Origin of the sequence: Flavobacterium panacis, from assembly GCF_024649945.1 — a bacterium.
In the GTDB taxonomy this organism is placed as follows: Bacteria; Bacteroidota; Bacteroidia; order Flavobacteriales; family Flavobacteriaceae; genus Flavobacterium; species Flavobacterium panacis.
In genome coordinates, this window is the sequence record NZ_JANKMS010000002.1 from 513,029 (window position 1) to 538,973 (window position 25,945).

At 32.9% G+C, this 25,945-nt stretch carries 23 protein-coding genes and 1 tRNA gene; 13 read left to right on the plus strand and 11 right to left on the minus strand.

All coding sequences use genetic code 11. The features are described 5' to 3' along the window. Window positions 1-7 precede the first annotated feature (7 nt). The 5 genes from NQQ59_RS07220 to NQQ59_RS07240 all read left to right on the plus strand — a co-directional run bounded on the left by NQQ59_RS07220 (window position 8) and on the right by NQQ59_RS07240 (window position 3,935). Window positions 8-700 (plus strand): LolA family protein, encoded by a 693-nt coding sequence (locus NQQ59_RS07220; protein ID WP_144214979.1) that lies wholly within the window; start codon window positions 8-10, stop codon window positions 698-700. Between the two features lie 8 nt (window positions 701-708). Beyond that, window positions 709-2,163, plus strand: coding sequence for an LptF/LptG family permease (locus NQQ59_RS07225; protein WP_144214980.1), 1,455 nt, complete (start codon window positions 709-711; stop codon window positions 2,161-2,163). A gap of 2 nt (window positions 2,164-2,165) precedes the next feature. Next, window positions 2,166-3,299, plus strand: a complete 1,134-nt coding sequence (gene ribB, locus NQQ59_RS07230) for a 3,4-dihydroxy-2-butanone-4-phosphate synthase (RefSeq protein WP_186296577.1) — start codon at window positions 2,166-2,168, stop codon at window positions 3,297-3,299. A 1-nt stretch (window position 3,300) separates the two neighbouring features. Continuing rightward, complete coding sequence (locus NQQ59_RS07235; protein ID WP_125721663.1) at window positions 3,301-3,699, plus strand: acyl-CoA thioesterase; 399 nt, start codon at window positions 3,301-3,303, stop codon at window positions 3,697-3,699. Between the two features lie 151 nt (window positions 3,700-3,850). After that, a tRNA-Ser gene (locus NQQ59_RS07240) sits at window positions 3,851-3,935 on the plus strand. Window positions 3,936-4,125: 190 nt separating this feature from the next. Here the strand turns inward: NQQ59_RS07240 and NQQ59_RS07245 are convergent. Together NQQ59_RS07245 and NQQ59_RS07250 are read right to left on the minus strand one after the other, a co-directional pair. Next, on the minus strand, window positions 4,126-4,290 hold the full coding sequence (locus NQQ59_RS07245; protein ID WP_144214982.1) for a PTS sugar transporter subunit IIBC: 165 nt from the start codon (window positions 4,288-4,290) through the stop codon (window positions 4,126-4,128). Continuing rightward, window positions 4,287-5,765 carry a recombinase family protein gene (locus tag NQQ59_RS07250; protein WP_144214983.1) on the minus strand — a complete coding sequence of 493 codons (1,479 nt, stop codon included), beginning with the start codon at window positions 5,763-5,765 and terminating at the stop codon, window positions 4,287-4,289. The genes NQQ59_RS07245 and NQQ59_RS07250 overlap by 4 nt, the downstream gene beginning before the upstream one ends. 745 nt (window positions 5,766-6,510) lie before the next feature. On the opposite strand from NQQ59_RS07250, the gene NQQ59_RS07255 reads away from it, so the two are divergent. Further along, complete coding sequence (locus NQQ59_RS07255; protein ID WP_144214984.1) at window positions 6,511-8,106, plus strand: coiled-coil domain-containing protein; 1,596 nt, start codon at window positions 6,511-6,513, stop codon at window positions 8,104-8,106. A 286-nt stretch (window positions 8,107-8,392) separates the two neighbouring features. On the opposite strand, the gene NQQ59_RS07260 is transcribed toward NQQ59_RS07255, so the two are convergent. Genes NQQ59_RS07260 through NQQ59_RS07275 form a run of 4 tightly spaced genes read right to left on the minus strand, consistent with a single transcriptional unit; the run spans window position 8,393 to window position 10,988 of the window. Further along, window positions 8,393-9,136: a restriction endonuclease gene (locus NQQ59_RS07260; RefSeq protein WP_144214985.1), complete on the minus strand. Its 744-nt coding sequence runs from the start codon at window positions 9,134-9,136 to the stop codon at window positions 8,393-8,395. A 59-nt stretch (window positions 9,137-9,195) separates the two neighbouring features. After that, window positions 9,196-10,005 (minus strand): ImmA/IrrE family metallo-endopeptidase, encoded by an 810-nt coding sequence (locus NQQ59_RS07265; protein ID WP_144214986.1) that lies wholly within the window; start codon window positions 10,003-10,005, stop codon window positions 9,196-9,198. After that, window positions 9,992-10,396 carry a hypothetical protein gene (locus NQQ59_RS07270; RefSeq protein WP_144214987.1) on the minus strand — a complete coding sequence of 135 codons (405 nt, stop codon included), beginning with the start codon at window positions 10,394-10,396 and terminating at the stop codon, window positions 9,992-9,994. Before NQQ59_RS07270 ends, NQQ59_RS07265 begins: the two co-directional genes overlap by 14 nt. Next, window positions 10,386-10,988 (minus strand): hypothetical protein, encoded by a 603-nt coding sequence (locus NQQ59_RS07275; RefSeq protein ID WP_144214988.1) that lies wholly within the window; start codon window positions 10,986-10,988, stop codon window positions 10,386-10,388. The genes NQQ59_RS07270 and NQQ59_RS07275 overlap by 11 nt, the downstream gene beginning before the upstream one ends. A gap of 107 nt (window positions 10,989-11,095) precedes the next feature. Here NQQ59_RS07275 and NQQ59_RS07280 point away from each other — a divergent pair, with 107 nt between their 5' ends. From NQQ59_RS07280 to NQQ59_RS07310, 7 genes are all read left to right on the plus strand, one after another. Further along, on the plus strand, window positions 11,096-11,410 hold the full coding sequence (locus tag NQQ59_RS07280; protein WP_186296578.1) for a DUF3892 domain-containing protein: 315 nt from the start codon (window positions 11,096-11,098) through the stop codon (window positions 11,408-11,410). 7 nt (window positions 11,411-11,417) lie between these two features. Then, a complete protein-coding gene (locus NQQ59_RS07285) occupies window positions 11,418-12,398 on the plus strand; it encodes a nucleotidyltransferase family protein (protein WP_144214990.1) in 981 nt (326 codons plus the stop codon). 2 nt (window positions 12,399-12,400) lie between these two features. Beyond that, complete coding sequence (locus NQQ59_RS07290; RefSeq protein WP_186296579.1) at window positions 12,401-14,062, plus strand: ThiF family adenylyltransferase; 1,662 nt, start codon at window positions 12,401-12,403, stop codon at window positions 14,060-14,062. Next, window positions 14,062-14,523: a Mov34/MPN/PAD-1 family protein gene (locus NQQ59_RS07295; RefSeq protein WP_144214992.1), complete on the plus strand. Its 462-nt coding sequence runs from the start codon at window positions 14,062-14,064 to the stop codon at window positions 14,521-14,523. Before NQQ59_RS07290 ends, NQQ59_RS07295 begins: the two co-directional genes overlap by 1 nt. After that, the gene (locus NQQ59_RS07300; RefSeq protein WP_144214993.1) at window positions 14,516-15,346 is read left to right on the plus strand and encodes a DUF6602 domain-containing protein; all 831 of its coding nucleotides are present in this window, start codon (window positions 14,516-14,518) and stop codon (window positions 15,344-15,346) included. The genes NQQ59_RS07295 and NQQ59_RS07300 overlap by 8 nt, the downstream gene beginning before the upstream one ends. A 406-nt stretch (window positions 15,347-15,752) precedes the next feature. Next, window positions 15,753-16,913 carry an IS3 family transposase gene (locus tag NQQ59_RS07305; RefSeq protein WP_144214994.1) on the plus strand — a complete coding sequence of 387 codons (1,161 nt, stop codon included), beginning with the start codon at window positions 15,753-15,755 and terminating at the stop codon, window positions 16,911-16,913. 20 nt (window positions 16,914-16,933) lie between these two features. Further along, entirely contained in the window at window positions 16,934-17,524 is a 591-nt protein-coding gene (locus NQQ59_RS07310) for an IS3 family transposase (protein ID WP_144214995.1), read from the plus strand. A 521-nt stretch (window positions 17,525-18,045) separates the two neighbouring features. Here NQQ59_RS07310 and NQQ59_RS07315 read toward each other — a convergent pair. The 5 genes from NQQ59_RS07315 to NQQ59_RS07335 form a co-directional block, all read right to left on the minus strand. Next, a complete protein-coding gene (locus tag NQQ59_RS07315) occupies window positions 18,046-20,328 on the minus strand; it encodes a heparinase II/III domain-containing protein (RefSeq protein WP_144214996.1) in 2,283 nt (760 codons plus the stop codon). 80 nt (window positions 20,329-20,408) lie between these two features. After that, window positions 20,409-21,191 (minus strand): gluconate 5-dehydrogenase, encoded by a 783-nt coding sequence (locus NQQ59_RS07320; RefSeq protein WP_186296667.1) that lies wholly within the window; start codon window positions 21,189-21,191, stop codon window positions 20,409-20,411. A gap of 23 nt (window positions 21,192-21,214) precedes the next feature. Further along, window positions 21,215-22,552, minus strand: coding sequence for a sugar porter family MFS transporter (locus NQQ59_RS07325; protein WP_144214998.1), 1,338 nt, complete (start codon window positions 22,550-22,552; stop codon window positions 21,215-21,217). A gap of 34 nt (window positions 22,553-22,586) precedes the next feature. Further along, the gene (locus NQQ59_RS07330) at window positions 22,587-23,828 is read right to left on the minus strand and encodes a glycoside hydrolase family 88 protein (RefSeq protein ID WP_144214999.1); all 1,242 of its coding nucleotides are present in this window, start codon (window positions 23,826-23,828) and stop codon (window positions 22,587-22,589) included. A 20-nt stretch (window positions 23,829-23,848) separates the two neighbouring features. Further along, the gene (locus tag NQQ59_RS07335) at window positions 23,849-25,786 is read right to left on the minus strand and encodes a glycoside hydrolase family 127 protein (protein ID WP_144215000.1); all 1,938 of its coding nucleotides are present in this window, start codon (window positions 25,784-25,786) and stop codon (window positions 23,849-23,851) included. Window positions 25,787-25,945 lie beyond the last annotated feature (159 nt).

Sequence of the window (25,945 nt, forward strand, 5' to 3'; positions counted from 1 at the left end):
CTCAATCATGAAAGCAAAAATTCAAGAAATCAACAACAATTCTATCACAAACATGACTAAAAAGTGTTTTCAAATGGCAGTTATATTGCTTTTGAGCTTCACTTCTATTCAGGCTCAGGATAAAAAAGCGAAGGATTTATTGAACGAAGTAACTTCTAAAATAAAAAGCTACGACAATATTGTTATCGATTTTAAATATTCTTTAAATAACGCTAAAGAAAACATCAATCAGGACAGTAAAGGAAATGTAACAATGAAAGGCAATCAATATGTTTTGAATTTCATGGGAGTTACCAAAATTTTTGACGGTCAAAAAACATACACTATCGTTCCTGAAGATGAAGAAGTTACTATTTCTAAAGTAAACGAGAAAGATGATAACGCAATCACTCCTTCTAAAATGCTTACTTTCTTCAATTCTGGATACAAATACAATATGGATATTGTGCAAAATGTAAAAGGAAGAAAGATTCAATATATCAAATTAGTTCCAACAAGTGGAAAAGACCAAAGAAAAGAAATTCTTTTAGGGGTTGACGTTCAAACAAAACACATCTACAATTTGATTGAAACTGGAAAAAACGGAACAAAAACAACTTTAACCGTTAATTCTTTTAAAACCAATCAACCTTTATCAAAAAATCAATTTACATTTGTAGCGAGTAAATACCCGAAATACTACATTAATAAATTAGATTAATCAGAAGGTTGAAAATTCTAGACAAATACTTATTAAAAACATTCTTACTTACATTTACTACTGTATTTGTAATCTTATTTTTCATATTCATACTGCAAACAGTATGGCTATTTATATCAGAACTAGCAGGAAAAGATCTCGACTTAATATTAGTCGTGAAGTTCCTGCTTTTTTCTATGCCTCGTATTATTCCGCTTGTACTTCCTCTATCGGTTTTACTGGCTTCTATCATGACTTTTGGTAATTTAGCCGAGAATTATGAGTTTGCTGCTATGAAATCTTCTGGGATCTCACTTCAGAGAGCCATGCGAGTTTTAATTGTGTTTATTTTCGTTTTAAGTATTGTTGCTTTTTGGTTTGCGAATAATGTGATTCCGTACGCAGAATACAAGTTCGTCAATTTTAGAAAAAACATTGCTCAGGCTAAACCTGCAATGGCAATTGTAGAAGGACAATTTAACGATGTTGGTTTTTACAATATTAAAGTTGTAAAAAAATCTGGCGAGAATGGAAACAAACTTACAGAAGTTACCATTCATGAAAAGCCTAACAATATGGGCGAAAACAAAACGGTTATTAAATCTAAAACAGGAGAATTAGTAAGCAGCGAAAAATCAAGTATTTTAAAACTTGTTTTGAATGATGGTTATTACTATCAAGATGTTACACCAAAAAAATATGAAGATCGTGCTAAACTACCTTTTATAAAAGGAAAGTTCAAAAAGCAGATCATCAATATCGATTTATCCGAATTAAACAAAGTGGATGAAAACAAAGAGAGTATTGCAGGAACAAATGCAATGCTTAATGTTAACGAATTACGCTATACTTTAGATTCACTAAACAAAAACCTGGATAATGAGATTGTTTCTTTCTCCGAAAACATCAATCAACGTGTCGGAATTAGAAAGTACCCTGCTCCTGTACAAACAAAAGCAAAGAAAAAGCAGCTGCCAAACAATCTAATGTCAATGTATTCAAACAAAGACAAAGTAGATATTTTAAAAATGGCAGGAAGCAATGTTACCAGCAACATTTACTCAATCGAAACAACACAAAAAGACTTAAAAGACAAACAACGTGAAATCAACAAACATTTAAGTGCATTGTATGAAAAGTTTGTTATTGCATTTGCCTGTTTTTTAATGTTCTTTATTGGAGCTCCACTTGGTGCTATTATTAGAAAAGGCGGACTTGGACTTCCAATTGTTTTTGCTGTTTTAATCTTTATTACTTTTCACTTTATCAATACTTTCGGAAAAAGATTATCGCAAGAAGGTGGAATGACTCCATTTATGGGATCATGGATGTCATCGATTATTTTACTGCCATTAGCAATTCTTCTGACCTATCGTGCAACAAACGATAACGGATTAATTAACTTTGATGCGATTACAACTCCGATTTCACAACTATTTCAAAAAATTTCCGAGCGGTTCTCACCTGCTCAAAAGCAACAATAATTATGTCAACAACAAAAATACAACTAAATACCATTGAAGAAGCTATTGAAGCTATTCGTCAAGGTAAAGTAATCATTGTAGTCGATGATGAAGATCGTGAAAATGAAGGTGATTTTTTGGCAGCAGCCGAAAAAGTAACACCAGAAATGATCAACTTTATGGCCACACACGGACGTGGTTTAATCTGTACACCGCTAACTGAAAGCCGCTGTAAAGAACTTGATCTTCGTTCTATGGTAACGAATAATACAGATCATATGGAGACTGCTTTTACCGTTTCTGTTGATTTAAAAGGAAACGGAGTTACAACTGGAATTTCAGCAGCAGATCGCTCCAAAACAGTTGAATCTTTGATTGATCCAAACACAAAACCTCAAGATTTAGCTCGTCCTGGTCATATTTTTCCTTTAATCGCTAAACAAGGAGGCGTTTTAAGAAGAACTGGACATACTGAAGCAGCGATTGATTTTGCACGTTTGGCAGGATTCAAACCTGCAGGGGTAATCTGTGAAATCTTAAACGAAGACGGAACAATGTCACGTTTGCCAGAATTAGTGCAAGTAGCCAAAAAATTCGATTTAAAATTAGTTTCTATCGAAGACTTGGTTGCGTACAGAATGCAGCATGACAGTCTAATTGTTAAAAAAGAAGATTTTGATATTGAAACTCGCTTTGGGACTTTTAGATTGAGAGCTTACGAACAGACAACCAATAAACAAATTCATATTGCTTTAACAAAAGGAACTTGGAATTTAGGTGAACCAATCTTAACCAGAATTCATTCTTCTCAGGTTAATAACGATTTACTAGGAACTTTAACCAACAATGCAGAACAGCAGTTGGACGATATGTTTAAAGTAATAAATGAAAACGGAAAAGGCGCTGTTATTTTCATTAATCAGGACATGACGGCCGTTAATCTTTTAAATCGAATTTCAGAGCTTAAAACACTTCAATCGCAAGGAACTTTAAAAGCCCCAAAAGTGATTATTGACAGTAAGGATTACGGAATTGGAGCTCAAATTCTTCATGATATTGATATTTCTAAGATCAGACTAGTTTCGAACACGGAGCAAACAAAACGTGTTGGTATGATTGGTTACGGACTTGAAATTACGGAATACGTTAATTATTAATATGGGAACAGTAGAAGAAAGAATTCAAAAATCGGAAACAAGAATTTTTAAAGCGGTTTTCCCAAGCACAACAAATCATTACGACACTTTATTTGGAGGAACAGCATTACATCTAATGGATGAAGTTGCTTTTATCTGTGCGACACGTTTCAGTCGCAAAAAAGTAGTTACGATCTCAACGGGTCAAATCGATTTTAAAAAAGCAATTCCGGCAGGAACTTTAATTGAATTGGTTGCAAAAGTAGATAGCGTTGGACGAACAAGTTGTAAAATTCATGTCGATATTTTTATGGAACAGATGTATTCGGAGCTTCGCGAAACGGTAGTATCAGGAACTTTTTCATTTGTTGCAGTTGACGAAAACAAAAAACCAACACCAATTTTAGACGATTTGGATTAGTTTTTGAAAAAATCTCATTTTCGGAAACATTGACACTTAGATACTTGGAAAATAATTTAAAAAAGTTTAAAAATAATTCCAAAAAAAGTTTTGTTAACCGAAAAACCGTCTTATATTTGCACCCGCAATCAGGCAATGAGAGCAACATACTGGAGAAATGGCAGAGCGGTCGAATGCGGCAGTCTTGAAAACTGTTGACTGTAACAGGTCCGGGGGTTCGAATCCCTCTTTCTCCGCTGAAGGAGACAACTAGTTAATAGTTGTCTCTTTTTTTATACCCATAAACACCCATTTTTCAAGCTTTTATAGCCTGTTCTTTTGTGGTTCGATTTTTCACAAGGAATCCTTAAGACTGTTTGAAGTATACAGCCTAAAAGCAGTTTTATCAGAGATATAATCGGGACTGAATAATGGTTCGAAGTCCCTTTAAGGATATAGTATTTTCTTCTCTCTGGGTTTGTCGTAATTTTTTGATACTAAATATAACAATTCCAATATAATTTTGGCTTCATTTTCGTTTACCTGAATACCGTTCTTAGAAAGAATGGCAATTGCTTTTTCTACTGAAACATTCTTCTCAATAAAGTTCATCTTTTTTCAGTTTTTCGGTTACCTTTTTTTGATAATATTTTTAAAAATGCCTGATTCAAATCTAAAGATAGATCTCCAGTTTTATAATTAACATTAGTGGGGGGAATAAGATTTACAATATGTCGTTTATCTGGGACCTCAAATTCAGAAAATCTTTGAAAGATTTCGACTAACGCTTTCTCTTCTAATTGACTTTTTTTATCAAGATCTTTTAATTTAATTAAAATATCACGTACTTCCTTTTTAAGATTTTTGGTGTTGACTTGATTCTCTTTTTTTAATTCGTTATAGTCGTCAAGTTTTAATATTCCAGCAATAAATAATCTTCTGCCTTGAGAAAGTGTTAATCCCTCGTCTTTTATTTTTCTCTCTAACACTTTGTATGCATATAAATAACTTGCTTTCTGAGTCTTTATATTCTGGTCTTCCAAAATATTTTTAAATAATTCAATCGTATTATTTGAGAGTATCAGCTGTTGAAGCTTCTTTTGATAGCAATCATTAAGAAAAATTGCATTTATCCTTGTTCTGCAGCCATTACGACAATGGTAGTATGGATATTTTTTTAATCTCCCTGCTGAAAAACTTCCAAGAAGTTTTCGATCACAAACTGGACAGATTATAAATCCCTTAAGAAAAAACATTGATTGCAAATCATAATTTCTAGAAGTGGTTTTCCTTTTGGTATTAATAACAGACTGGACCTGATTAAATAAAGCCTCAGATATCAATGGTTCATGTAATCCTTTTACCACTTGCTCTTCACCAGAGTCAAGTTTGACCGGTATAAGTCCACAATAAACTGGATTATGCAAAATCCTGAAAAAGTGTGATTTTGAACATAAGAATCCCTTATCTCTAGCTATTTTCATGATTTCAGATATTTTATGATCGTTTTTCGCAACCTGATAAAAAATCCATTTTATAATTTCAGCCTCAGGCTCTTTAGGAGCTATTCCTTTTTTGCCGTCCATTGATGTCAAATTGATAAATCCTAAAGGTGCCTTACTGGGATATCTTCCCATCAGCTTTGCTCGACGAATACCGTTCGAAGTATTTTGCGCTCTCCTCGCATTTTCTGCTTCCGGAACAGCTAAATATACAGCCAGCATAACTGTGCTTTCCGGCACAGAGAAATCAATTGGCTGGTCAATAGCTTTTGCTGTCGTTTTATATTTCCGAAGCTTTCCAATCATTTCGTAAGCGTATTCAATATTACGGCTGAATCTATCCCATTTGATAAATAGAATATTTTTATCATCCCCTGATGATTTCTTTTTAATTTCTGAAAATAATCGGTTCCATTCCGGTCTATTGAAATTCTTTGCAGAGTAATCTTCGCGATAAATCCCTTTGATTTCAATATCATAATACTTACAATACTTCAACAATCTATCCTCTTGTTCCGGCAGGGAGTAACCTTTTCTTTTTTGTTCGTCCGTACTTACACGAACGTATAAATAGGCTGACATCATATAACTAATATTTTTATTTCATTTGCTATTGAACATTTTTAAACACATTAAATGATTGATTACAAGAAATCATTTGTACTATTAAGTAAAACGTCCTAAACAACAAAAACATATTTAATCAACTAAAAATCAATGTATGAGCCAAAAATTGAAATGTACACAAATATAAAATGAAATGTGCATTTTTATTTTTCGTAATTTACTAAATACTAATTTGTTGTTATTTTTTTGAGGCAATGCATGAAGCAACCCATAAGGCAACCCATTGATGATGATTTGTTTAAAAAATCACTCTACAGAGCGTATATCAGGAAATTTCTACCTGTTATTTTTCTAAAATGCACATTTCATTTTTAAAGGCCAATACTGAAAACAATTTGTGAGAACTTGGTTTTGCTGGCTTCTTGAGTAAAATCATAATTTTCCGAAATGTACATTTCATTTTTTCAGTTATAATTCCTTGTTCAATCTATTTTATTTATGACAATGTCGATCGTAAAAAAAATAATTTTGATTTATAAAATTATAGAAATCTTTTTTACATCGAATAATTTGAAATTATTTCACAAATGTTAGTTTCTATTCTAATCAAAATCAGGTGTAATTACTTGTCTTGTTGTTTAAAATAAAGACGACTTTTGTATTATTTGGGAAATACAAAAAAATAAGTTTTATTAGGTTTCAATCATAAATCAACAAACACAAATTGTAAATCAAATAGATAACCAGTAATTAAGTTTTTGAAATGTCTAAAGTTAATCCAAAAGAAGAGAATGAGTATGCCAAAAACATCAAAGATGAAGTTGTTTATATTGGCGATGCAATAAGCGGAAGAAAAGGTTATTGGTGCTTAGGATGTAACGAAGAAATGGATGCCGTAAAGAAAAAAAACATCTATCATAAATCTTATTTTAGACACTCAGCCAAAGGAGTTGACAATGAAAGAAAATGTACTTTTAGCAACCAAGAATACAGACATAAACTTGCAATAGAAATACTTCAATTTACAAAACGTATAAAAGTTCCTAATCTTTACTCTTATTCCCCTGACGGAAAGAAAGCTGTTCTTTTGGAAGAAGCACAATTTATTGAAGCTCATCACGTAAGAGCTGAATTGGCCTTTTATGAAGATGATGAAGGCAACGTAATTCATGGGAAAAATCCAGATATAGAATATAAAAATCTTTTAATACGACCTGACTTAACTTTCTTTAATTCTAAAGATGAGCCTATCCTACTAATTGAAATTGTAGTTTCTCATAAATTAGATGATGAAAAAAAGGTTAAACTGAAAAGACTAGGAATAGATACAATTCAAATTATTATTCCTAAAGATTCAGAAGAAAATATTGCTAAAAGCTTACTAACATCAAATAATACTAAATGGGTTTATAATTATGTCCAAGAACGCACTGACTACATTCAAGTTTCCAAAGGAGATAGAGAGGAATTATCATCAATTGATGAACTCCAAAGAAAGTTTTTTGGAGAATCTGTCGTCTGCCGAACAAACCAAATTAGCAATCTTATACGATCAATTAAAAACAGTTTGGGAACTCAACTATACAGAAGAATTGAACAACAATTTGAATCTGAATTATCAAGAGTTAAGGCAAACACAAAAAGAAATAGAGAAAGACTGGAGGAGCTGGAAAGAGAATTTGAGGACGAAGTATATTCAAGTATTAGACACGAAGCAGAAGAAGTTGAACAAAGATCAAGAGACCTTGAACAACAACAAATTGCATTTGAGGAAAACCACTCAGATTTGGAAAGAAGATATATTAAACGCAGAGAAGATATTACAAAAGAAGAAGCAAACACTGAGCGGGAAATTAAGTTCAGATACCGAGTTGGAGAATCTGAAGAGGACATTAGAAGAGAATTTGGACTCGAAGAAACTAGAATTGACAACGAGCAAAGTAAAATTAGAAGAGAAGAAAGATACATTGAAGTCAATTTTCGAGAAGAATCAAGATTTGCACTCTCTTTTGAAAGAGAAAACAGAAAGATTGAACGAGAATTTGAGGAACTTGAAAAAAGAGAACGAGAAGACTTTGAAAAACTTAGAAAAGGAATTCAAGCTAAAGATGGAGAGTATACAAAACTCAAAGCTGAAGTTGAGAATGAACTTGGAAGCGAATTTGAAAGGAAATACGAACAAATTGTTGACAGAGTTAACCAAAGAGATATACAGTCAAACGACGAATTGTCCGAAAGAATTAAAAGCATACTTGAAATACGGGGATTACTTGACAATTACGAAAATGAAATATCAACCATCGGACAATATCAAAAATACCTTGAATTTGTTAGAACAGGAGCTTGGAAAGAATGGTAAATCCTTTGAATGGTTTTTAGAAAACTACAATTTAAACATCAAAAAATAGTTGTTGCGCTCTAAAAAGTGTTATTCTTTACGCTGTACAATTATCTCTGACTTTGTGTTATTTTAAACTAGTATAATTGAAAACCAGAGGCTTCATAAAGTCTCTGACTTTAAAACTAGTCCTCTTAAATATTGTAATGAATCTAAAGAAAGTGAGACAATAATACCCTATTGCTACCAAAAATGTGCGTTTTTTTTTAAGACTTACAACTACGCTGATTTTAAGGGGTCTTAATAATTATCGACGTAATTGTTCTTTAAATAAGATGTCAAATTCAATCAATCCTTCGGCACAAATTTCTTCTAAATTAAGAAAATAGCTTTCATATGAAGTACAATTAATATTTAATTCTCTAATATAATGAGGTAGAAAATTATCAAACATTTCAATGTCAAATTCTTTTGTTTCTTCATTTTTGTAATCAATATTTGCTGAGGCAAAAACGGGGTTAAAATATTTTTCCGTTAAGTAATGATATTTTTCCAATTCATTTTGAGAAAGTTTAGAAAGCTGTTCTTTAAAAAACACCATAAATCCAACACTTATATAATCGTATAACGGTTTTGTTGTCTTAGAAATAGCAATTAATTTTTTTCTGATCCATTCCGCTCTAAAGGTATTTTCAAATTCAGGCCAATTGACTAATTGCACATTGGTATTTTTAATTGCATCAAACGCTCCGCTCTGAAAGCCCATCTTTGAAATTATAAAACCGTAATTTGATCCATAATCATTTATGACTGAACGAAATGCATGTACGACATTTTTTGGAACTTTTTTTTTCCAGAATTTACATTCACAAATGATTACGCTTCTAGACATTTCTCGGTTTATTTCTGCATATACATCTACATTAACTTTTTCCCTTATTGTACTGATTTCTTTTTCTGTTTCAGAAAGATACCCACATACCGTTAAAAGCTCAGAAGCTTTGCTTTGCAGCTCTTTCCATGTCTTAGGCTCATTTTCGTAGATAGTCATTTTTAGGTTTTAAAATAGTAGTTTTTACAATGTAACAAATCTGAAATAATCAATACAAATTATTCTTCCCAAACGACACTTATTATAGTTTTTGCCTGTTTGTAAGGAATGCAGTATTCATAGAAATCGCTATCCTCTTCATCATCCTTCAGTTCAAACCATGTTGATTTATATATTAACTGGGCTTTTTCTTTTCCTGAGTACAGGAACCCGTAATTATCATCAATGTATTCCTGAGCAACGGAATCTTCAGGCGGAGGCAACTTAGTTATTTCTTTGATCTTTAGCCAATAGCCATCTGATTTACTCCAATATCTAACCTGTCCATTATTAATAAAAACAACAAAGAGAGGATAGATATTTAATGATAATAATCTGTAAATAATGGAGGTTAAACTGGTTTTAAATCTTTCGGATAGTTCCTTCACTAAATCAGGTGAAAATTTTTTTCTAAATACGACTTTTCTTATTACAGCTTCAGGCATTAAGAGTTCTGATGCAAAATCATTGGCTTCCCATTCTTGAATTCCTTTTTTCGCCTGGTTCTCAGCATCATTAAACCAATTCAGAGTGTTGGATGTTTCATTATGAACTTCCAAGTCCAGTTTGTCATGAAGCAGATAATGTCCAATTTCATGAGCAGCTGTAAAACGCTTTCTTTCTTCAAATTCGATATCTGAGTTGACTTTAATCAATGTTTTAGAATTGCCTCTAATGATTTTACCGTCTGAGTTTGGTAATTTTTCTTCTATTAAAGTTGCTCCAAGACCGGCAGCAAAAATATCCATGGGAATATCAGTAATCTCATCGAAGCCAATTTCTTCCAGAAGAGCTTTAGCTCTATTGGAACCGCGTCTATTTCTGATCATTTTCCAATTGCTCCAGAAGTTCTAATAAATTCTGGTCTTTAATCATTTCTTTAATCTCATCAATTCCCAAACTGTCTAAATTTCTATATTGAACCTGAAACTGATTATTTGCAATTAAAGATTTTAAATAGCTAATAGGCTTATCAATATTTTTTGCAATTGCATTTTGCAGTAATGCAGAAGCTTTTTCCAATAAATCAGTATCTCTCTGTTTATTTATATGTGCTTTTAACAGAAATGAGTGCTTGCGAAAATTCTTCAGAGCATAAGTTTCGATCTCCTTTATGTCAAAACCTTCCTCTTTAAGGATTTCATCATAAGTACTAGAATCACCTTCAGTAATTTGGGAGATAATTGCCTTGTCTATCTTTTTGATGAAGTTATTTTTCATAATTCAACACTTTCAGTTTTTCTTTTATATACGGTAATTTGCGATCAAGCCGCTTTTTAATATTTGTCAGCTCTTCGTTACTTATCCCTAACAGTTCAGACAAATCATTTCTTTTCATGCCATTGATTATGTATGGTTCGAACAGTAGTAATTCATTATCTGTTGCTCCCATAGCGGATAATTCTTCATGGCATATCGATAATAATGATTGATAATCGGAATCGTCAAAAGACATCTCAATATCATTCTCTAAAATTTCAAATGTTTCGTTTGCTTTATCAAGCTCTGCATTTAATGTATTTGAAATAACACTATCTAAGGCACTTATTATCTGCATTCGGAAATCAGGAAATTTCTCTGGATACCAATTTCTGCCGCCTTCTTTAAAGAAAGCTTCAATAGTATCATTGATCATATCTTCAACCATAATGCCTCTAAATCCCTTGTCATGGTTGTACTTGATTCCAAAAACAGTTTTAAGTCTTACTATAGCGTGCTTGAAAAGAGCAGCATAAAATTCAGGAGTGTAAACCTCTTGAATTGCTTTGCATTTCTCATCAAATGATGCAACAATTCTATTATCTGACTTCATTTATATTGTAATGCTTAAAATTTTTTAAAAATTTCCATATCAATGGCAATTTATGAAATTTATGTAGCATTACAATGTATAAGAACGTTTTAATTAAAATATATATTATGAGTAAATCAGCAGATTATTTTATATCCGGTGTTTGGAAAGATTCGAATGATAATATCACACATGTAATGTTACATCCAGTAAATGATGGTGATAGATGGGATATGGGAGAAAAAACTTCGGAAACCCGTACAATAGAATTATTAAAAAAAGGAAACATTATTAAAACTGTAGTTTGGAATTATCCCGGTTGGACTATTGGATCAAAAGTCATATGCGTAAAAGGCATAGGAAAAGAATATTTAAGAAGTGAAGCAAATGCCACCCAAAAAGATAATTTAGATAATTTAATATCAATGAAAGCAATAAAATAAAAATATTATGGATAAGAGTTTACATTTAGATTCGGTAATTAAAACTCATCAAATTACCAAAGAAGAGCAGCTTTTAAAAAAGCATAAGGACAAAAATAAAGAAGTTAAGGAAGCCTTGGAGAAGAAATATGAAGAGAATATTTATTCCCCTTTTAATTCGGGTTCCTACGCAAAAAACACGGCAGTTAATATCAAGTTTGATTTTGATATGGTTTGTCCTTTCAAGAGAAATGCATTTGGTTCAAATGGCACATTAAAGCAGATGTACGAAGACGTCTTTGATTTTTTATATGATAAATATAAGGATGAAGCAAGTGTCAGAAAACAAAAAGTTTCCATTGGTATTGAGTTTTTTGCAGATGAAGACGGTGATGTTGTAAAGATTGATGTTGTTCCTGGACGTGAATTAAGCCAGGATAAATACAAAGAAGATGAAAATCTTAATCTGTATGTTTATTACAAATATGGAAATTTTGATCAGGGAAGTGAAAGGATTAAAACAAATGTGGAGGCTCAAATCAAAAATATTAAAGATAGAGCAACTAAAGAAAAAGATTCCATTAGGAAAATTATTCGTCTGTTAAAAGTTTGGAAAAATACCAAATATAATTATCCTACGAAATCTTTCTTTTTAGAATTGATTACTATTAAAGCTTTTGATAATAAGGATATATCTGGGAATTTGTGGAGTAAATTAGAAACGGTATTAGAATATATCCGTGACGAAGTTACTGGCGAAAGTTTTTCATTGAAGGATCCTGGAAACAGCTCTAATGATTTAATTGATACTCTGACTGTTTCTGAGAGACAGACTCTCTCTGATGACATGAAGAATATGCTTGAAAGAATTGAAGATAACGATGAAAATATCAAAACTTACTTTCCAGAAAATTCAAAATTTATTGAGGAAGAAGAAAGTGATAACAAATATGAAAACAAAGGAAACGGGTTTTATTCTACTCCTCCTAAAACTGAACGTTTTGGATGATTATGGAAAATAAGTTAAAGATAGTTCAGAGCATTATTAGCGGTCTCGACAAGGTTCTTATTGAAGAGCCTTTTGTTGTTGACCAGGATTTAAATGCTGTTGGAAAGGTCAAAGTTATTTACAATGAAATTGGAGATGCTTTGAGCTTTGCTGTAAAAGTTCTTCCTGAATATCCTCTAAAAAGATTAGACGCAGAAGCGATTACTTTTTATAATAGAGAATTAGTAGAATATGGTCATGTTATGGGGGATGGTTCAATCTGCATCCACACCGCACATAGTTTTGATGTAAAAAAGAAACTCGAAATAGACTTTTCCTCACTGAAGAGATGGATTCAGCGGTATTTTGTGAATAAAGAGCATGATGACCATTATGAGCATGTAATTATGCAGCCCGTAAAATATAAAGATGAACATCACTCATTTATCTTTACTGATACAGAACATACATTCCAACATGGTGATTTTGGTTTTTTTGATTTTGCCCAAATTCATCCAGGATTATTTTACAATACAAAAATTAATAACCGTATAATCCTGAATTTTAAGGACAAGTACAGCAAAATAATAGCGCCTACAAAGTGGAGTTCGGCTTATACTAATTTACCTGGAGCTAATATTCAATTTGGGTTATATGTATTTATGGAAAAGCCTCCAGTAGTTCAAACGCGTTTCCTCATAAATAACTGGAAGGATCTGGAAGGTAAAGTTCCTGCAGATTTTTTTACATTTCTTTACGGATTGGAGCGAAATAACCAAAAGGCAGCTGGTGAGCCAATTCCATTAATTATAGGATATAAAATTTCTGAAACTGAAATACACTGGCAGGCAGCAATGCTGGAGTTTGGCAGATTCCCAATAGGGCATGAAAAAGTAAATCAGATGTGGGGAGGTTTTTTTATAGATCAGAAAATTGACTGGATGATGACCAGAAACAGCTCCTATGAATATTTTTTTGGAAGAGGGAAATTCACAGATGAAATAACAAATGCCAAAACATTGATAATTGGCACCGGAGCAATCGGCAGTATGGTCGCAACAACGCTGGTAAGGGGAGGATGCAAAAACATTCACCTAATTGATCATGACGTTAAAGAGCCTGAAAATGTATGCCGTTCGGAGTATGCTTTCTCCAATGGGATAACTAATAAAGTGAACGAACTGAACGAAATTCTCACTTCAATTTCTCCATTTGTAGAAGTACAGATTATGGATAATCAATTTTTTCATGTGCATACTAAGGTTTTTAACCGCCCACATCACTTAAAAGGTCTGGAGAAAGCCCTGGATAAATATGATTTAATTTTCGATTGTTCTACTGATAATGACCTAATGCATATATTAAGCCAGCTGAACCTTCGCCAATTGATAACGTTGTCAATTACAAATAATGCACAGGCATTAGTATGCGGTATTGAACCCAGCCACTATTCATGGGTAATGAATCAATATGAAAATGTTCTGTATAATGACATTGAGGATGTTTATAATCCAACGGGATGCTGGAGTCCAACATTTAAAGCTTCTTATAACGATATTGCGGTTTTAGTGCAGTATGCCTTAAAAAATATTAATATAAAGAAGGGACAGGGAAAGGAGCTGAGGAATTTTGTTTTGCAAACTAAGGAAAACGACACGTTTTCAATAAAATTGGAAGAGTTTTGATGTATAGAATTAAAGAATTAGGTTTAACGCTGGATATTGATGACGATTTAATAAGCAATTTAATAGATATTGGAAAAAAACATTGTCCAAATGAATTTGGAGGTTTTTTAATTGGTTATTATTCAGAAAGTCAAAATCATCTTAGAATAACAGATACAATTTTGCCAAATAAATATAAAGGCACTCCCTATATGTTTGAGAGAGAGGTAATAGGCGTTGAGAGTAAATTGAAGCAGTTCTACACAGAAGATCCCAAAAAATATTATATTGGAGAGTGGCATACTCATCCAAATAATTTAGCAATTCCCAGTACTGTAGATATACAAGCTGTTAAGTCAATTGCAGATAATCCTGAAGTATCAATCAAAAACCCTGCATTGCTGATTATAGGTTGCGCTAATAATAAAATAGAACTTGGTTTCTATGTTTACTTTAAAAATAAAATTTATAGATATGAATAATAAAATTAATATAGGAGATTTATTCAATGGGTTGCAAAAACAAATGGTTGCCCAGTTAAATACAAACAGAGAATTTATTTTACATCCAGGATCAAAAGGAGATTCATTAGAAAATGTTTGGATAGAATGGCTTAGAAAATACCTCCCTAATAGATATTGTGTTGATAAAGCAATAGTAATTGACAGTACGGGAAGTTTAAGTCATCAATTAGATTTAGTTATTTATGATCAGCAGTACACGCCTTTTGTTTTTACTCAGAATGGGATTCATTATATTCCCGCAGAAGGAGTATATGCCGTTTTTGAAGTAAAACCCGACTTACAGGGAAAAGTAGGGGATGATAATTTTTTTGAATATGCAGGTAAAAAAATTGAGAGTGTAAGAAGTTTAAAAAGGACTTCTGTCAAAATAATTAATGCCGGAGTTGAAGTACCCGCTCGTCCATTAACAAAAATTGTTGGTGGAATATTGGCAAGCACAAATTCGTTTACTCATGCGAATAACAATACGATTGAAAATCATCTGAAAAATTTAGAAAAATTGCAAACAATTGAAATGGGTTGCGCAGTTGATTATGGCAGTTTTTATGTTAATTATACTGGCTCAGAAGATACAAGCAGTAAAGATTTTGATAAAAGAATAAATGATTACTATTTGACCAGAAAGTTTGAAAATATTACATTTAGTGACAAAGAAAATTCATTAGTTACATTTTTCCTTCAGCTTACAAGGTACTTACAGCAATCAATTGGAACGGTTGCTGCAATCGACTTAAATGCATATGCAAAAACTATCGGCTTCGAAATAGACCAAAAAATTTAACAAAGTTAAACTGAGGTTTCTTTCAGATTTACACAAAAATCAAGAAAATACTACAACATTATGTTTTAAAATTATGGACACATCTGTTTGGAGTTCCCTTCAAAAGTACCACAAATAGTTAAGGCGATTTTGTTGATCCTTCATCTATATAAGCTTTGTGGCATTCTCTTGACACATAACTTTTCAAATGCTTCTAAATCATTAAAATCAAACTCTTCTCTACTGAGCTTCGAATTATTGGGCGAGCCTCAGTCTTCAAAATTAGAAATAATTAAATTATTCAAAAAAAATAGGTAAGATCGCTATCCTTCTCAGAACAATAATTGATTTATTGTGCTAAATGATTCGAAAAATTGATTTATTTCTATTTTAGCTGACATGTACTAACCCAAAATAATATTAAAAAATGCATGAAATAAAAAGGTCTCACACACCTGAATTTAAAAAGAATGCAGTTCTGCTTAGTTATGAAAGAAAAAATGTTTTCAATACCGCTGAAGAACTTAACATCTCTCCTAAACTGCTTTCTAAATGGAGAACAATCTATCAGAAATATAAAGAGGGAAGTTTTCCCGGAGGAGGAAAAAAAAGAGTCTACTTTGAAAACTATAAGATTTATGAACTGGAAAAGAAACTGACAGAATCTCAGTTAAGATTAGCAATATTAAAAGAAGGTATAAGATTAAAACCTCTTGGCAAACAGGCACTATACAATTTCATCTATCAAAATAAAAAGAAATACCCTATTGAAATAATGTGTCAAGTACTAGGTGTATCCACATCAATGTACTATTTAAGAATAAAGGAGCCTCTATCAAAAAGAGAGAGTCAGGTCTTGCTGTTCAAAGATGCAATTACTTCTGTATTTTACGAATTTAAACAACGTAATGGATGCGTATTAATTGCCAGAGAACTTTGTAAAAGAGGATTACAGATCTCTGAAGATCAAGTTACCTTTTTTATGAAGCAGCTTGGCCTAAAGCGCAAAGTCAAAAGAAAATACAAGGTTACTACGGATTCCAAACACAACCTCTACATTTCAGGAAATATACTTGACAGGAAATTTACATCTGACAAACCTTCAAAAGTTTGGGTTTCGGACATCACCTATATCCAGATCGAAAAACGATTTTTATATCTTACAGTTATCATAGATTTATACGACCGAAAAATAGTTGGCTGGAATCTTAGTTCTGGGCTTTCAACTGCCACAACTATTCTTCCTGCATGGAATATGGCTTTAAGCAACAGAAAATTACAGGAGGGCTTAATATTCCATTCCGATCGCGGAACCCAGTACGCTAACAAACTCTTTAGCAGCATCCTGAGCCAATATAGATGTGTACAAAGCATGAGCCATAAGGGCGGAAGCATCGATAATGCTGTTGCTGAAAGCTTTTTTAATACTTTAAAGAGAGAATTGATTCGTAATCATGAAAAACTATTAGCTCCGCATGAGATGAGAGCCAAGATATTTGAATATATTGAAAACTGGTATAACAAAAAAAGGAGGCATTCAGCACTTAAATACAAAACAATTGAAGAATTCAATGAAGGAATACAATAAAAAAAAACGCACTGATATTCATGAAAGTTAATAAAAAAGAGTACCATCCTGATTTTAAACTCAAAGTTGTTAAGCTAAGTTTTGAAAAAAGAAAACTCGAAGATCTCGTTCAGCAATTTGGCATAACAAACGTCTCATTACTGCACTGGCGAAAAAACTATATTATAAACGGCGAGAAAAATTTCTCTTTAGGAAAAACAAAATTAACAGCCCAGGAAAAAAAGATATATGATCTTGAAATAAAAATCAAAAAATCAGATGCTGAGTTTGAAATTATAAAAGATGGAGCCGCTTTTCTTCAGAAGGGATTTCCTTTCATATATAAATACATAGCTGAAAAGGAGGAGAATTATTCAAGTTATATGCTCTGTAAAATTCTCGGCGTACATTTAGGAAACTACAACAAATGGAAAAGTGGATATGTTTCTGAAAGACAGAAATGGAAAATCATGATAAAGAAAGAAATAGCATCGATTTTTATATCTTCCCAAAAACGTTATGGATACAAACGTATAACAGTGGAACTTCAAAGATCAGGACACCAAATATCTTCTACAACAGTGCGCTTATATATGCGCGAATTAAACCTGTTTGTTTCAGTAAAGAAATAAAATGAGTAATTAAAAATAACAATTTGGAATTGAAACCTTAAGAAACATTCTTACTCAGTTTATTAGCTAAAGTGTTCGATGCAAACATCTTCCAGTTTTTTTCAAATTTAAATTTTGCATTTGAATTGAAATGAATATTTTTTAGAATAACAGTTTAAAATCTACTCTTTTTTAAAATACATTATCAGGAAATAATTATCATAGAGAAAAGCCTTAAAAACATTGTATTATTATAAGGTCTTCAGATTTTCAAACTTTCTATAAAGGTCAATAATGGAATCAAATGTTCGATTAAAGCCCCCTTTTCCCCGCCAGATGAAATTAAAAGCCTTTAAACAAAAATGTTTAAAGGCTTTTTTATTTTTTCTACTTTTTCAGCAAGCATATGTTATTACAAAAAATTGCTTATCTCTACCGATGTCCTTAAATTTTCAATTTTCTTTGAATTAGGTATCCTTTAAATTCTCTTGAATCATTAATCTTTATAGTAAATTTCACTTGTATTAAACGCAATTAAAAACTTACTCTTTAAGACGGTTATCCAATTTGAAAGTCAAATATTGATTATCTAAATCAAACTTTGAGGTTTTCCCATTTACTAGTAAAGTTGAAAGCTGCTTTGGTGCATAAAATGACGCATTTATAAGGGGCTGACCATCTATGGTAACAGACATTGTAGTTCCATCTAACTTTTGAATAACATTTAATTTTGATAGTGAACCAAAATAAGCTTTGTTGTCACGACGTAATGCGCTACCGTATATAATACAAATTTCTGAAGCATTCTCAGGCTTGCTGTTTTCATCATAAGATACCGCAAACATATAGGCATCGGTTTCCCAACCTTCAGCCCATATCCAAGAGTTGGAATGCATTAAAGTGCCATCAGCTAATTGATTAATAATCAAATCAGTAATTTTACCATTGTTATGTACACGAACGCCTATCCAGTCTTTGCCTTCAATTTTCTCGATCTTAGGCATTTTATCTACTTCGTTTTCTTTTAAAACTATTGCAGTTAACCCCTTAACCTTTTTAAACGCTACAGGAGACTTCACTGAATAATAGGCTGTTTCCCCTTTTAAATCTTCAGATGGTGCTTTACGCTCTTCAAAACGTGAAAAAGTCGGGTAGTCATGTACAAAATTAGAAGGAGTAATATATTCAGGATATAGCGGTCGAATGGTCAACGCAGCTTTGTTGTGTTTAACATTAATATCTACTCCATTCTTTTTTACTTCGCCTTCTAAATGCCACAGCCATTCGAAATTTCCTTCTTTATAGGTTTTTAAATCATCAACAAGATAAATGATATTATCCATCCATAAAAAATGTCTGAAATTACGAATAAAGTTATTAGATGTAGGACCAGTTGCATTGGCTAAAAGATATTTTATTGTGCCAGCATCTAACAGATTAGTAAGTTTTCCATCTAACATGGAACCTTCATATTGCTGATTAGTAGGTTGTCCTTCTCCATTAAACAAGACTAAATTATGTGCCTGACTTTGAAAAAAGTATTCACGGTAAGCAGGATTTGGATACCAACAATGGCCACCATCTGCAATTAGATTCTCACCTTTATGATATACTAAAAATGAATTGGCGTCAGCATGTGAATGGTTCCAAGTATGGCCACTTTTTACTGCCAACATAGTCGCATCTGGTTTCCATGAATTTCGTAGGGTAGCCCAGCCAAAATCAGCAAATAACTGCGATTCTTTTAAGTTTGGTTCTTTAGGAGCATCATTTGTATCAGGATAATACAAAAATCCTAAAGGTGTATTTCTATAAAGCCCTTCTCGATTGTTACCTGTTTCCGTTTGCTTTAAATACCATAACATATTATCTTCTTTTTGACCTAAAGCATAGAGAAGCAACATCACATTTTCTGCCGTAATCTCTGCTCTACTATCACCAAAATTCAAACTTTGTATTTTTTTATCTCCTTGATAGGCGCAATACATAAAAAAATCGGGAGTATTTTTCAATTCAGGTATATCTAAACTTTTAGCATTAGGATTTGCATTTTTCCAAGCCAACATATACACCAAAGCTTCTGATATACCAAAATTGGCATAATTAATACTTTCGTACATTCCTCCATTTTTATCAAAACTTTTAGGCTTATTTTGAAGTTCATCGCCAGCAAAAGCAAACCACTCAGGTAATTTTTCATAAAATAGATCCGCAGCAGTAGCTGCTTGAGGTACCTCGTTTGCGATACTTAATGCCAACAATGCAGACATGCTTGCACAAGATGTCCACCAATTATGCCCCATAGAATTGAGAGAATGAATTCGGGTTGGCTCTAAAAACCAATCACCTAAACCTGGAACAACACCATAATTATACAATCCTATAGCGATTTCTTTCTTTTCTGTTTCTGAAAGCGTATTGTAAATTCCATCATAAGCAATAGCACTAATACGGCATTTATGCGAAAGCCCTAAATCAGCACGCCATGCAGGTTTACGCAACATCATCTCATCTGTACTACTCCATTGTTTTCCTCTCACCGAATTCAATAATATCTCTTTAGCTTTTTCTGCATATTTCTTTTCGTTAGACATCAAATAAGCCAAAGCCAGATAATCGGTCTTTAACAAATCATTTTTAGAAAGAGCTTCATCTGCTTGTTTTTTAATGATTTTCCATGCGTCATTCAATTTTGGATTACTTCCTATCATTTTTTTTGCAGAACCAACCCTCTCTTGGGTTAACAATAATGACGGATGTTCTATTTTTTGCGACCATAATACATTAGCGATTATTATAAAAGTCGTTACAAGTATTTTTTTCATATTCCAATTTTTAAAATTGCTTGCCTGTCAAAGAACAAGGGGAATTATTAAATGCAGTATAAATAGAGAGTAACAAAAATCTACTCGTTTGATGGTTTACCAATCGTTGCCAGTATCCCTCCATCTACATAGATTACCTGACCATTAATAAAGTTACTTGCTTCTGATGCTAGAAATACAGCAGTACCAGCGAGATCTTCAGGTTCACCCCAACGTCCGGCAGGAGTACGGCTTATGATAAAATCATTAAATGGATGACCATCTACACGAATTGGAGCCGTTTGTGACGTAGCAAAATATCCTGGACCAATAGCATTAACTTGTACATTATATTTAGCCCATTCGGTAGCCAAACTGCGGGTTAACATTTTAAGTCCTCCTTTGGCTGAAGCATAGGCGCTCACATTGTCACGTCCAAGTTCACTCATCATAGAACAGATATTAATAATTTTACCCGAACGACGTGCGACCATATTTTTAGCCACTAACTTGGACATAATAAAAGGACCAATAAGGTCTACATCAACTACTTTACGAAAATCAGCAACAGGCATATCTAAAGCTAATATTCTTAAAATAATTCCTGCGTTGTTTACCAGAATATCAATTTTACCATGATTTTTTTCGATAAGCGCCACTTGTTTCTCTGCTTCTACCTCATCGGTTACATCAAATACATAACCTGACGCTTTAAATCCTAAACCTTTATACTGTTCAATAGCCTCATCTAGGGGTTCTTTTACGTTATTTGTGATAATTAATTCGGCACCTGCCTGAGCTAATCCGATAGCCATAGCCATTCCTAAACCATGCGTCGCACCTGTAATTAAGGCTGTTTTGCCTTCTAAACTAAATGAATTCATTCTCAACTTTTTTATTAGATTTTTTACTTAATAGATGATTTTGTTGTTAAACTTTCCGAAAGCTCTTCAAGGGTTCTACCTTTGGTTTCAGGCATTTTAAAGAATACCCATACTAATTGCCAAACCATCATTAGACAGAAAATAAAGAATACTGTCGTAGCACCAATTTCTTTGAAAAGGAAAGGGATAAAAGATGGGATTAATGCTGCCAACACCCAATGCACTGAAGTACCAAAAGCGGTACCTGCTGCTCGCAACTTATTTGGAAACAATTCTGAAATAAAGACCCAAATTACTGAGCCTTGCCCTACTGCGTGAGCTGCTATGAATAAAAAGAAAAACAAAGGAACTGCCATACCTTTCCATTCAAAATAGAATGCCGTTGTCACTAAAGCCAAGGAAACAATGTATCCAACAGAACCTAAATACATCAAGGTTTTACGGCCATATTTGTCAATTAGTGAAATTCCTATCAATGTAAAAACTAAGTTTACGATACCAATTCCAATACTACTAAAGAAAGATGCTGATTTTTCAAGACCCGCCAATTCAAAAATACGTGGGGCATAATATAAAAATGCATTAATACCTGAAAATTGATTAAACAAAGCAATAAAGAAAGCCAACATCAATGGTTTTCTGTATTTTTTCATAAAGATAGATTCATCTACTTTTTCTTTTACTTTTTCAGCAGCCATAGCTTCCAACTCTAACTCTGCATCTTCGGGAGTATTTACCAGCAAAAGGATTTCTTTTGCTTTAACTACATCTTTTTTATAATCAAAAATGTAACGAGGACTTTCGGGAATTCCCAATACTAAAAGTGTATAAATTAATGCAGGAGCTGCTTGTACGCCTAACATCCAGCGCCATGAATTTTCTCCTATATCCTGCAATAAGTAATTGGAAAGAAAAGCAATTAGAATACCAAAAACGATATTAAACTGGTAAAGCGCTACTAACTTACCACGGTCTTTAGCCGGTGCAATTTCTGACACATAAGTTGGAGCTGCAATAGTAGAAGCGCCAATACCCAATCCGCCTAAAAAGCGAAACACTGAGAAGAGAACAGGATCATTGGCCAGAGCTGTTCCCGCTGCTGAGAGAAAAAACAGTACTCCAATTAAAATCAAGGTCTTTTTACGGCCTAATTGATTAGTAGGAAATGCTCCAAAAATAGCTCCTAACACAGTTCCCCAAAGTGCGGAAGACATTACCACCAAACCATGAAACAAATCGGAAGAATTCCACAATGTTTGTAATTGTTTATCGGCACCCGAAATAACAACAGTATCAAAACCAAAAAGGAAACCAGCCAAGGCTACAACAATCGACCAGTACAGAATTTTTTTATTTTTCATTTTAAAAAAGCAATTAAAATATTAGCGTTACGATTTAGTTCAGTTTGTAAGTAATTAAAGGTTTCTGCCCTTTTGCGATCTTTTTGTAGCGTAATAAAGCTTCTACATAATAATAATCAGCATAGATAATAGAGTAATCAATTTCAGAACCCGCTGGTCTGTGACCTGTAGAATGTAATAAAAGTGCTGAATTCTGATCTTTACTCTGGTAGTTATCCGACAGTTCTTTTAACATTCCTAATGCTTTTTCATTATACTCATTGGCTAAATTATAATCAGTTGTATAGGTAGCCAATTCTAAAAGTGCCGATGCTACAACTGCCGCTGCAGAGGCATCACGGGTTGTATTTGGAATTGTAGGATCATCAAAATCCCAATACGGAATTAAATCTTTTGGCAAACGATCTAGATACACGCGCGTTACCTTATGAGCAAAATCAAGAAATTTGGGATCCTTCGTTTCACGATACACCATTGTATAACCGTATATCGCCCAGGCTTGACCACGTGCCCACATACTATGATCATCATAGCCCTGATGCGTAACTGCTTTTATTTTTTTACCTGTATCCTTATTGTATACTACTGCATGATAAGAGGTATAATCAGGTCTAAAATGATTATTCATAGTTACTACTGCATGACTTACTGCCATATCATATAACTTTTTTGAACCACCATTTTTAGAAGCCCAGAACAACAATTCCAAATTGATCATATTATCCATAATCGTATTATGTTGAGGCCATTCCATGTTCGGCACATCTCGAGGCCATGATAAAATAGTACCCACTTTTCGATTAAACAAGGTTGCCAATGTATCCGCCGTTTTAAGTAAAACCGCTTTGTATTCTGGGTCTTTGGTTAAACGGTAACCATTGCCATAACTATTAAAAACCTGAAATCCTAAGTCGTGGTCTGTTGCAGAAGAAACAGAAAGTGGTTTTAAGTATTGCGTATATTTATCGGCTGCTTTTTTCCATTTACTATCGGCAGTTGCCTCAAAAAGATACCACAGTTCTCCTGGCCAGAAACCGCTGGTCCAATCCGTATAATCCACCATTCGCCATTCAGGATTATTTGGTGCAATGTTTCTTGGAATTAATCCATTGTCTGGTATTTCATTCAATGTCTTTGAAGTTTGTTGTACACAATAATTCAACTGAGCATCGACATTGAATTCGTTTTCTACTGTAGTTTGAGCTAGTTGCTTACCACAACTAGTAAGCAGCATAAAAGCTCCTAGTGCAGCTATTATTTGTTTATTTAAAGTCATAATCTTATTGCTGTAATTCATTATTTATTTAGTTCCCAATAAATAGTATATCGTTGTCTGTGAATACTCGAAATTGGTATTAATGTTTTATTATCGTCCTTAATTTTAAACAACAGATTATCATCTTTTACTTTTAAAATACTTTTTTGTAATTCCTTCGATGAATAGTTTAGTTTGTTTGAAATAGAAGTTGGAATATGATAATCATAAGTATAATAATCATTGTATAATTTAGGATTACTGAAAGGAGCTGGCGCTACCATATCGGCAGCTCCTAATTCGGCTGCTAAAACGATTGGACCATAAGTTACAGCTACAACTTTTGGATTATCTGGAGTAGAAGTAACTTTTAATGGTAAATCAAATGTAACTTCTATAATATCTCCATCTTTCCACTTACGATTTAGTACTATGTAATTACCTGGTTTTACGGTAATTCTTTGTTTTACTCCATTAATTAAAAGCATAGCACCTTCGGTTGCCCACTGTGGGTATCTAATGTTTACAGGAATAACTTCTGAACTCGTCGTATTGATGGTTAATTTGATGTTGTTTTTACTTGGAAAAGCTGTTTCTTGCTTTACTGTCATGTTTTTTTCTTTCCATTTTAATACAGAAGGAATAAATAAATTGACAAACAAACTATTTTTATTATGGCAATAAATGAACTCTCCGTATTTGGCTTGATTTTCAAAACCACTGCCTACGCAACACCAAAATGAATCTTCAGGTGTACTATATACTTTGTGAGCACCTGGTTTCATGGGTAAAAAATAGGCTACCATTCCTGATTCTGGATCCTGTTGTCCTAAAATGTGGTTGTATAATGCCTTTTCATAAAAATCGACATATTTTACTTTAGGTTCACAGGCAAATAAGTGACGTGTTAGTTTAAGCATGTTATATACATTACACGATTCACCTGTATAACCACTTAAATGTTGCGATTGATGATCGGGCTCAAAAAACTTTTCTTTATCACTATTACTGCCTGTAATAAATGAATGATGATCTACTACAGTATTCCAAAAGAAGTCTGATATTTCATGGTATTTACTTTTGCCTTCTAGTTCGTAAGCGCGTGAAAGGCCAATCAATTTAGGAATATAAGTATTGGCATGCTTTTTATTCAGGTTATCTTGGTTGTCCATTAATGGATTTAAAGCATCATCGTGATAAAAGAACTCCGCAAGGAATTTATAATTGGGATTTGCTGTAATCTCATATAAAGCATAAAACGAATCATTCATCCCACCAAATTCATTACGCAACATCGTTTTGCGCTCTTCCTGAGAAAGAGGTTTTAATTTTTGGTAAGCCCAATCTGCCATGCCTTTAACTACTTCAAAAGCTTGCTTATTATCGCAATACAAATACTGATCGATAAGACCTGAGAATAATTTATGTTGTGTGTACCAAGGTGCCCAAACTTTTTGTCCCTTTATGGCACGATCAATTAAATTTTGAGGATAGGCACTTAAAAAACCTCCTTGATTAAGTACTTTTTGTATTTCTGCCAAACCAGAAACAATACTATCAGCCTTCTGTTTGTATTTGCTATCAGCAGTAGAAGCATACAATAAAGCTAATCCCGAAAGAATATGTCCTGTACTATGACCTCGCAGCTCACAATCCAGAGATTCCCAACCGCCTAATTTTTTCATGTCAAAATAACCTCCTTCATTACCACTATAGACTCCAGCATTATTACGGAAACTATGCAACAAACTATTAGCACTGATATCCATAATCCATTTGCTTTCACGAACCATATTATCCTTAAAAGGACTGTCCAGCAATTTTACATCTTCAAGATCAAAAGCTTTTAATTGGACATTTTTAGTTTCTTCTACTTTTAGTTTTGACTGATGCTGTCCGGGATAATGCGATTGGGCAGATGTCGTAATCGCTGTTACAAAAGAAAATACGATATACTTTGATTTTTTTAAATACTTCATTTTACTTTTAAATATTACTTTCCTGTTTCTCTCAAAAAATTGGATGTTTTTTAAATTAATTTGTGAATAAATAAACCTGATTAATCCTTAAAAATTCACCTGTGTAATCACCTATAAAATTTGACACACAAACACAATCCAATATTAAGTCGTTTTACT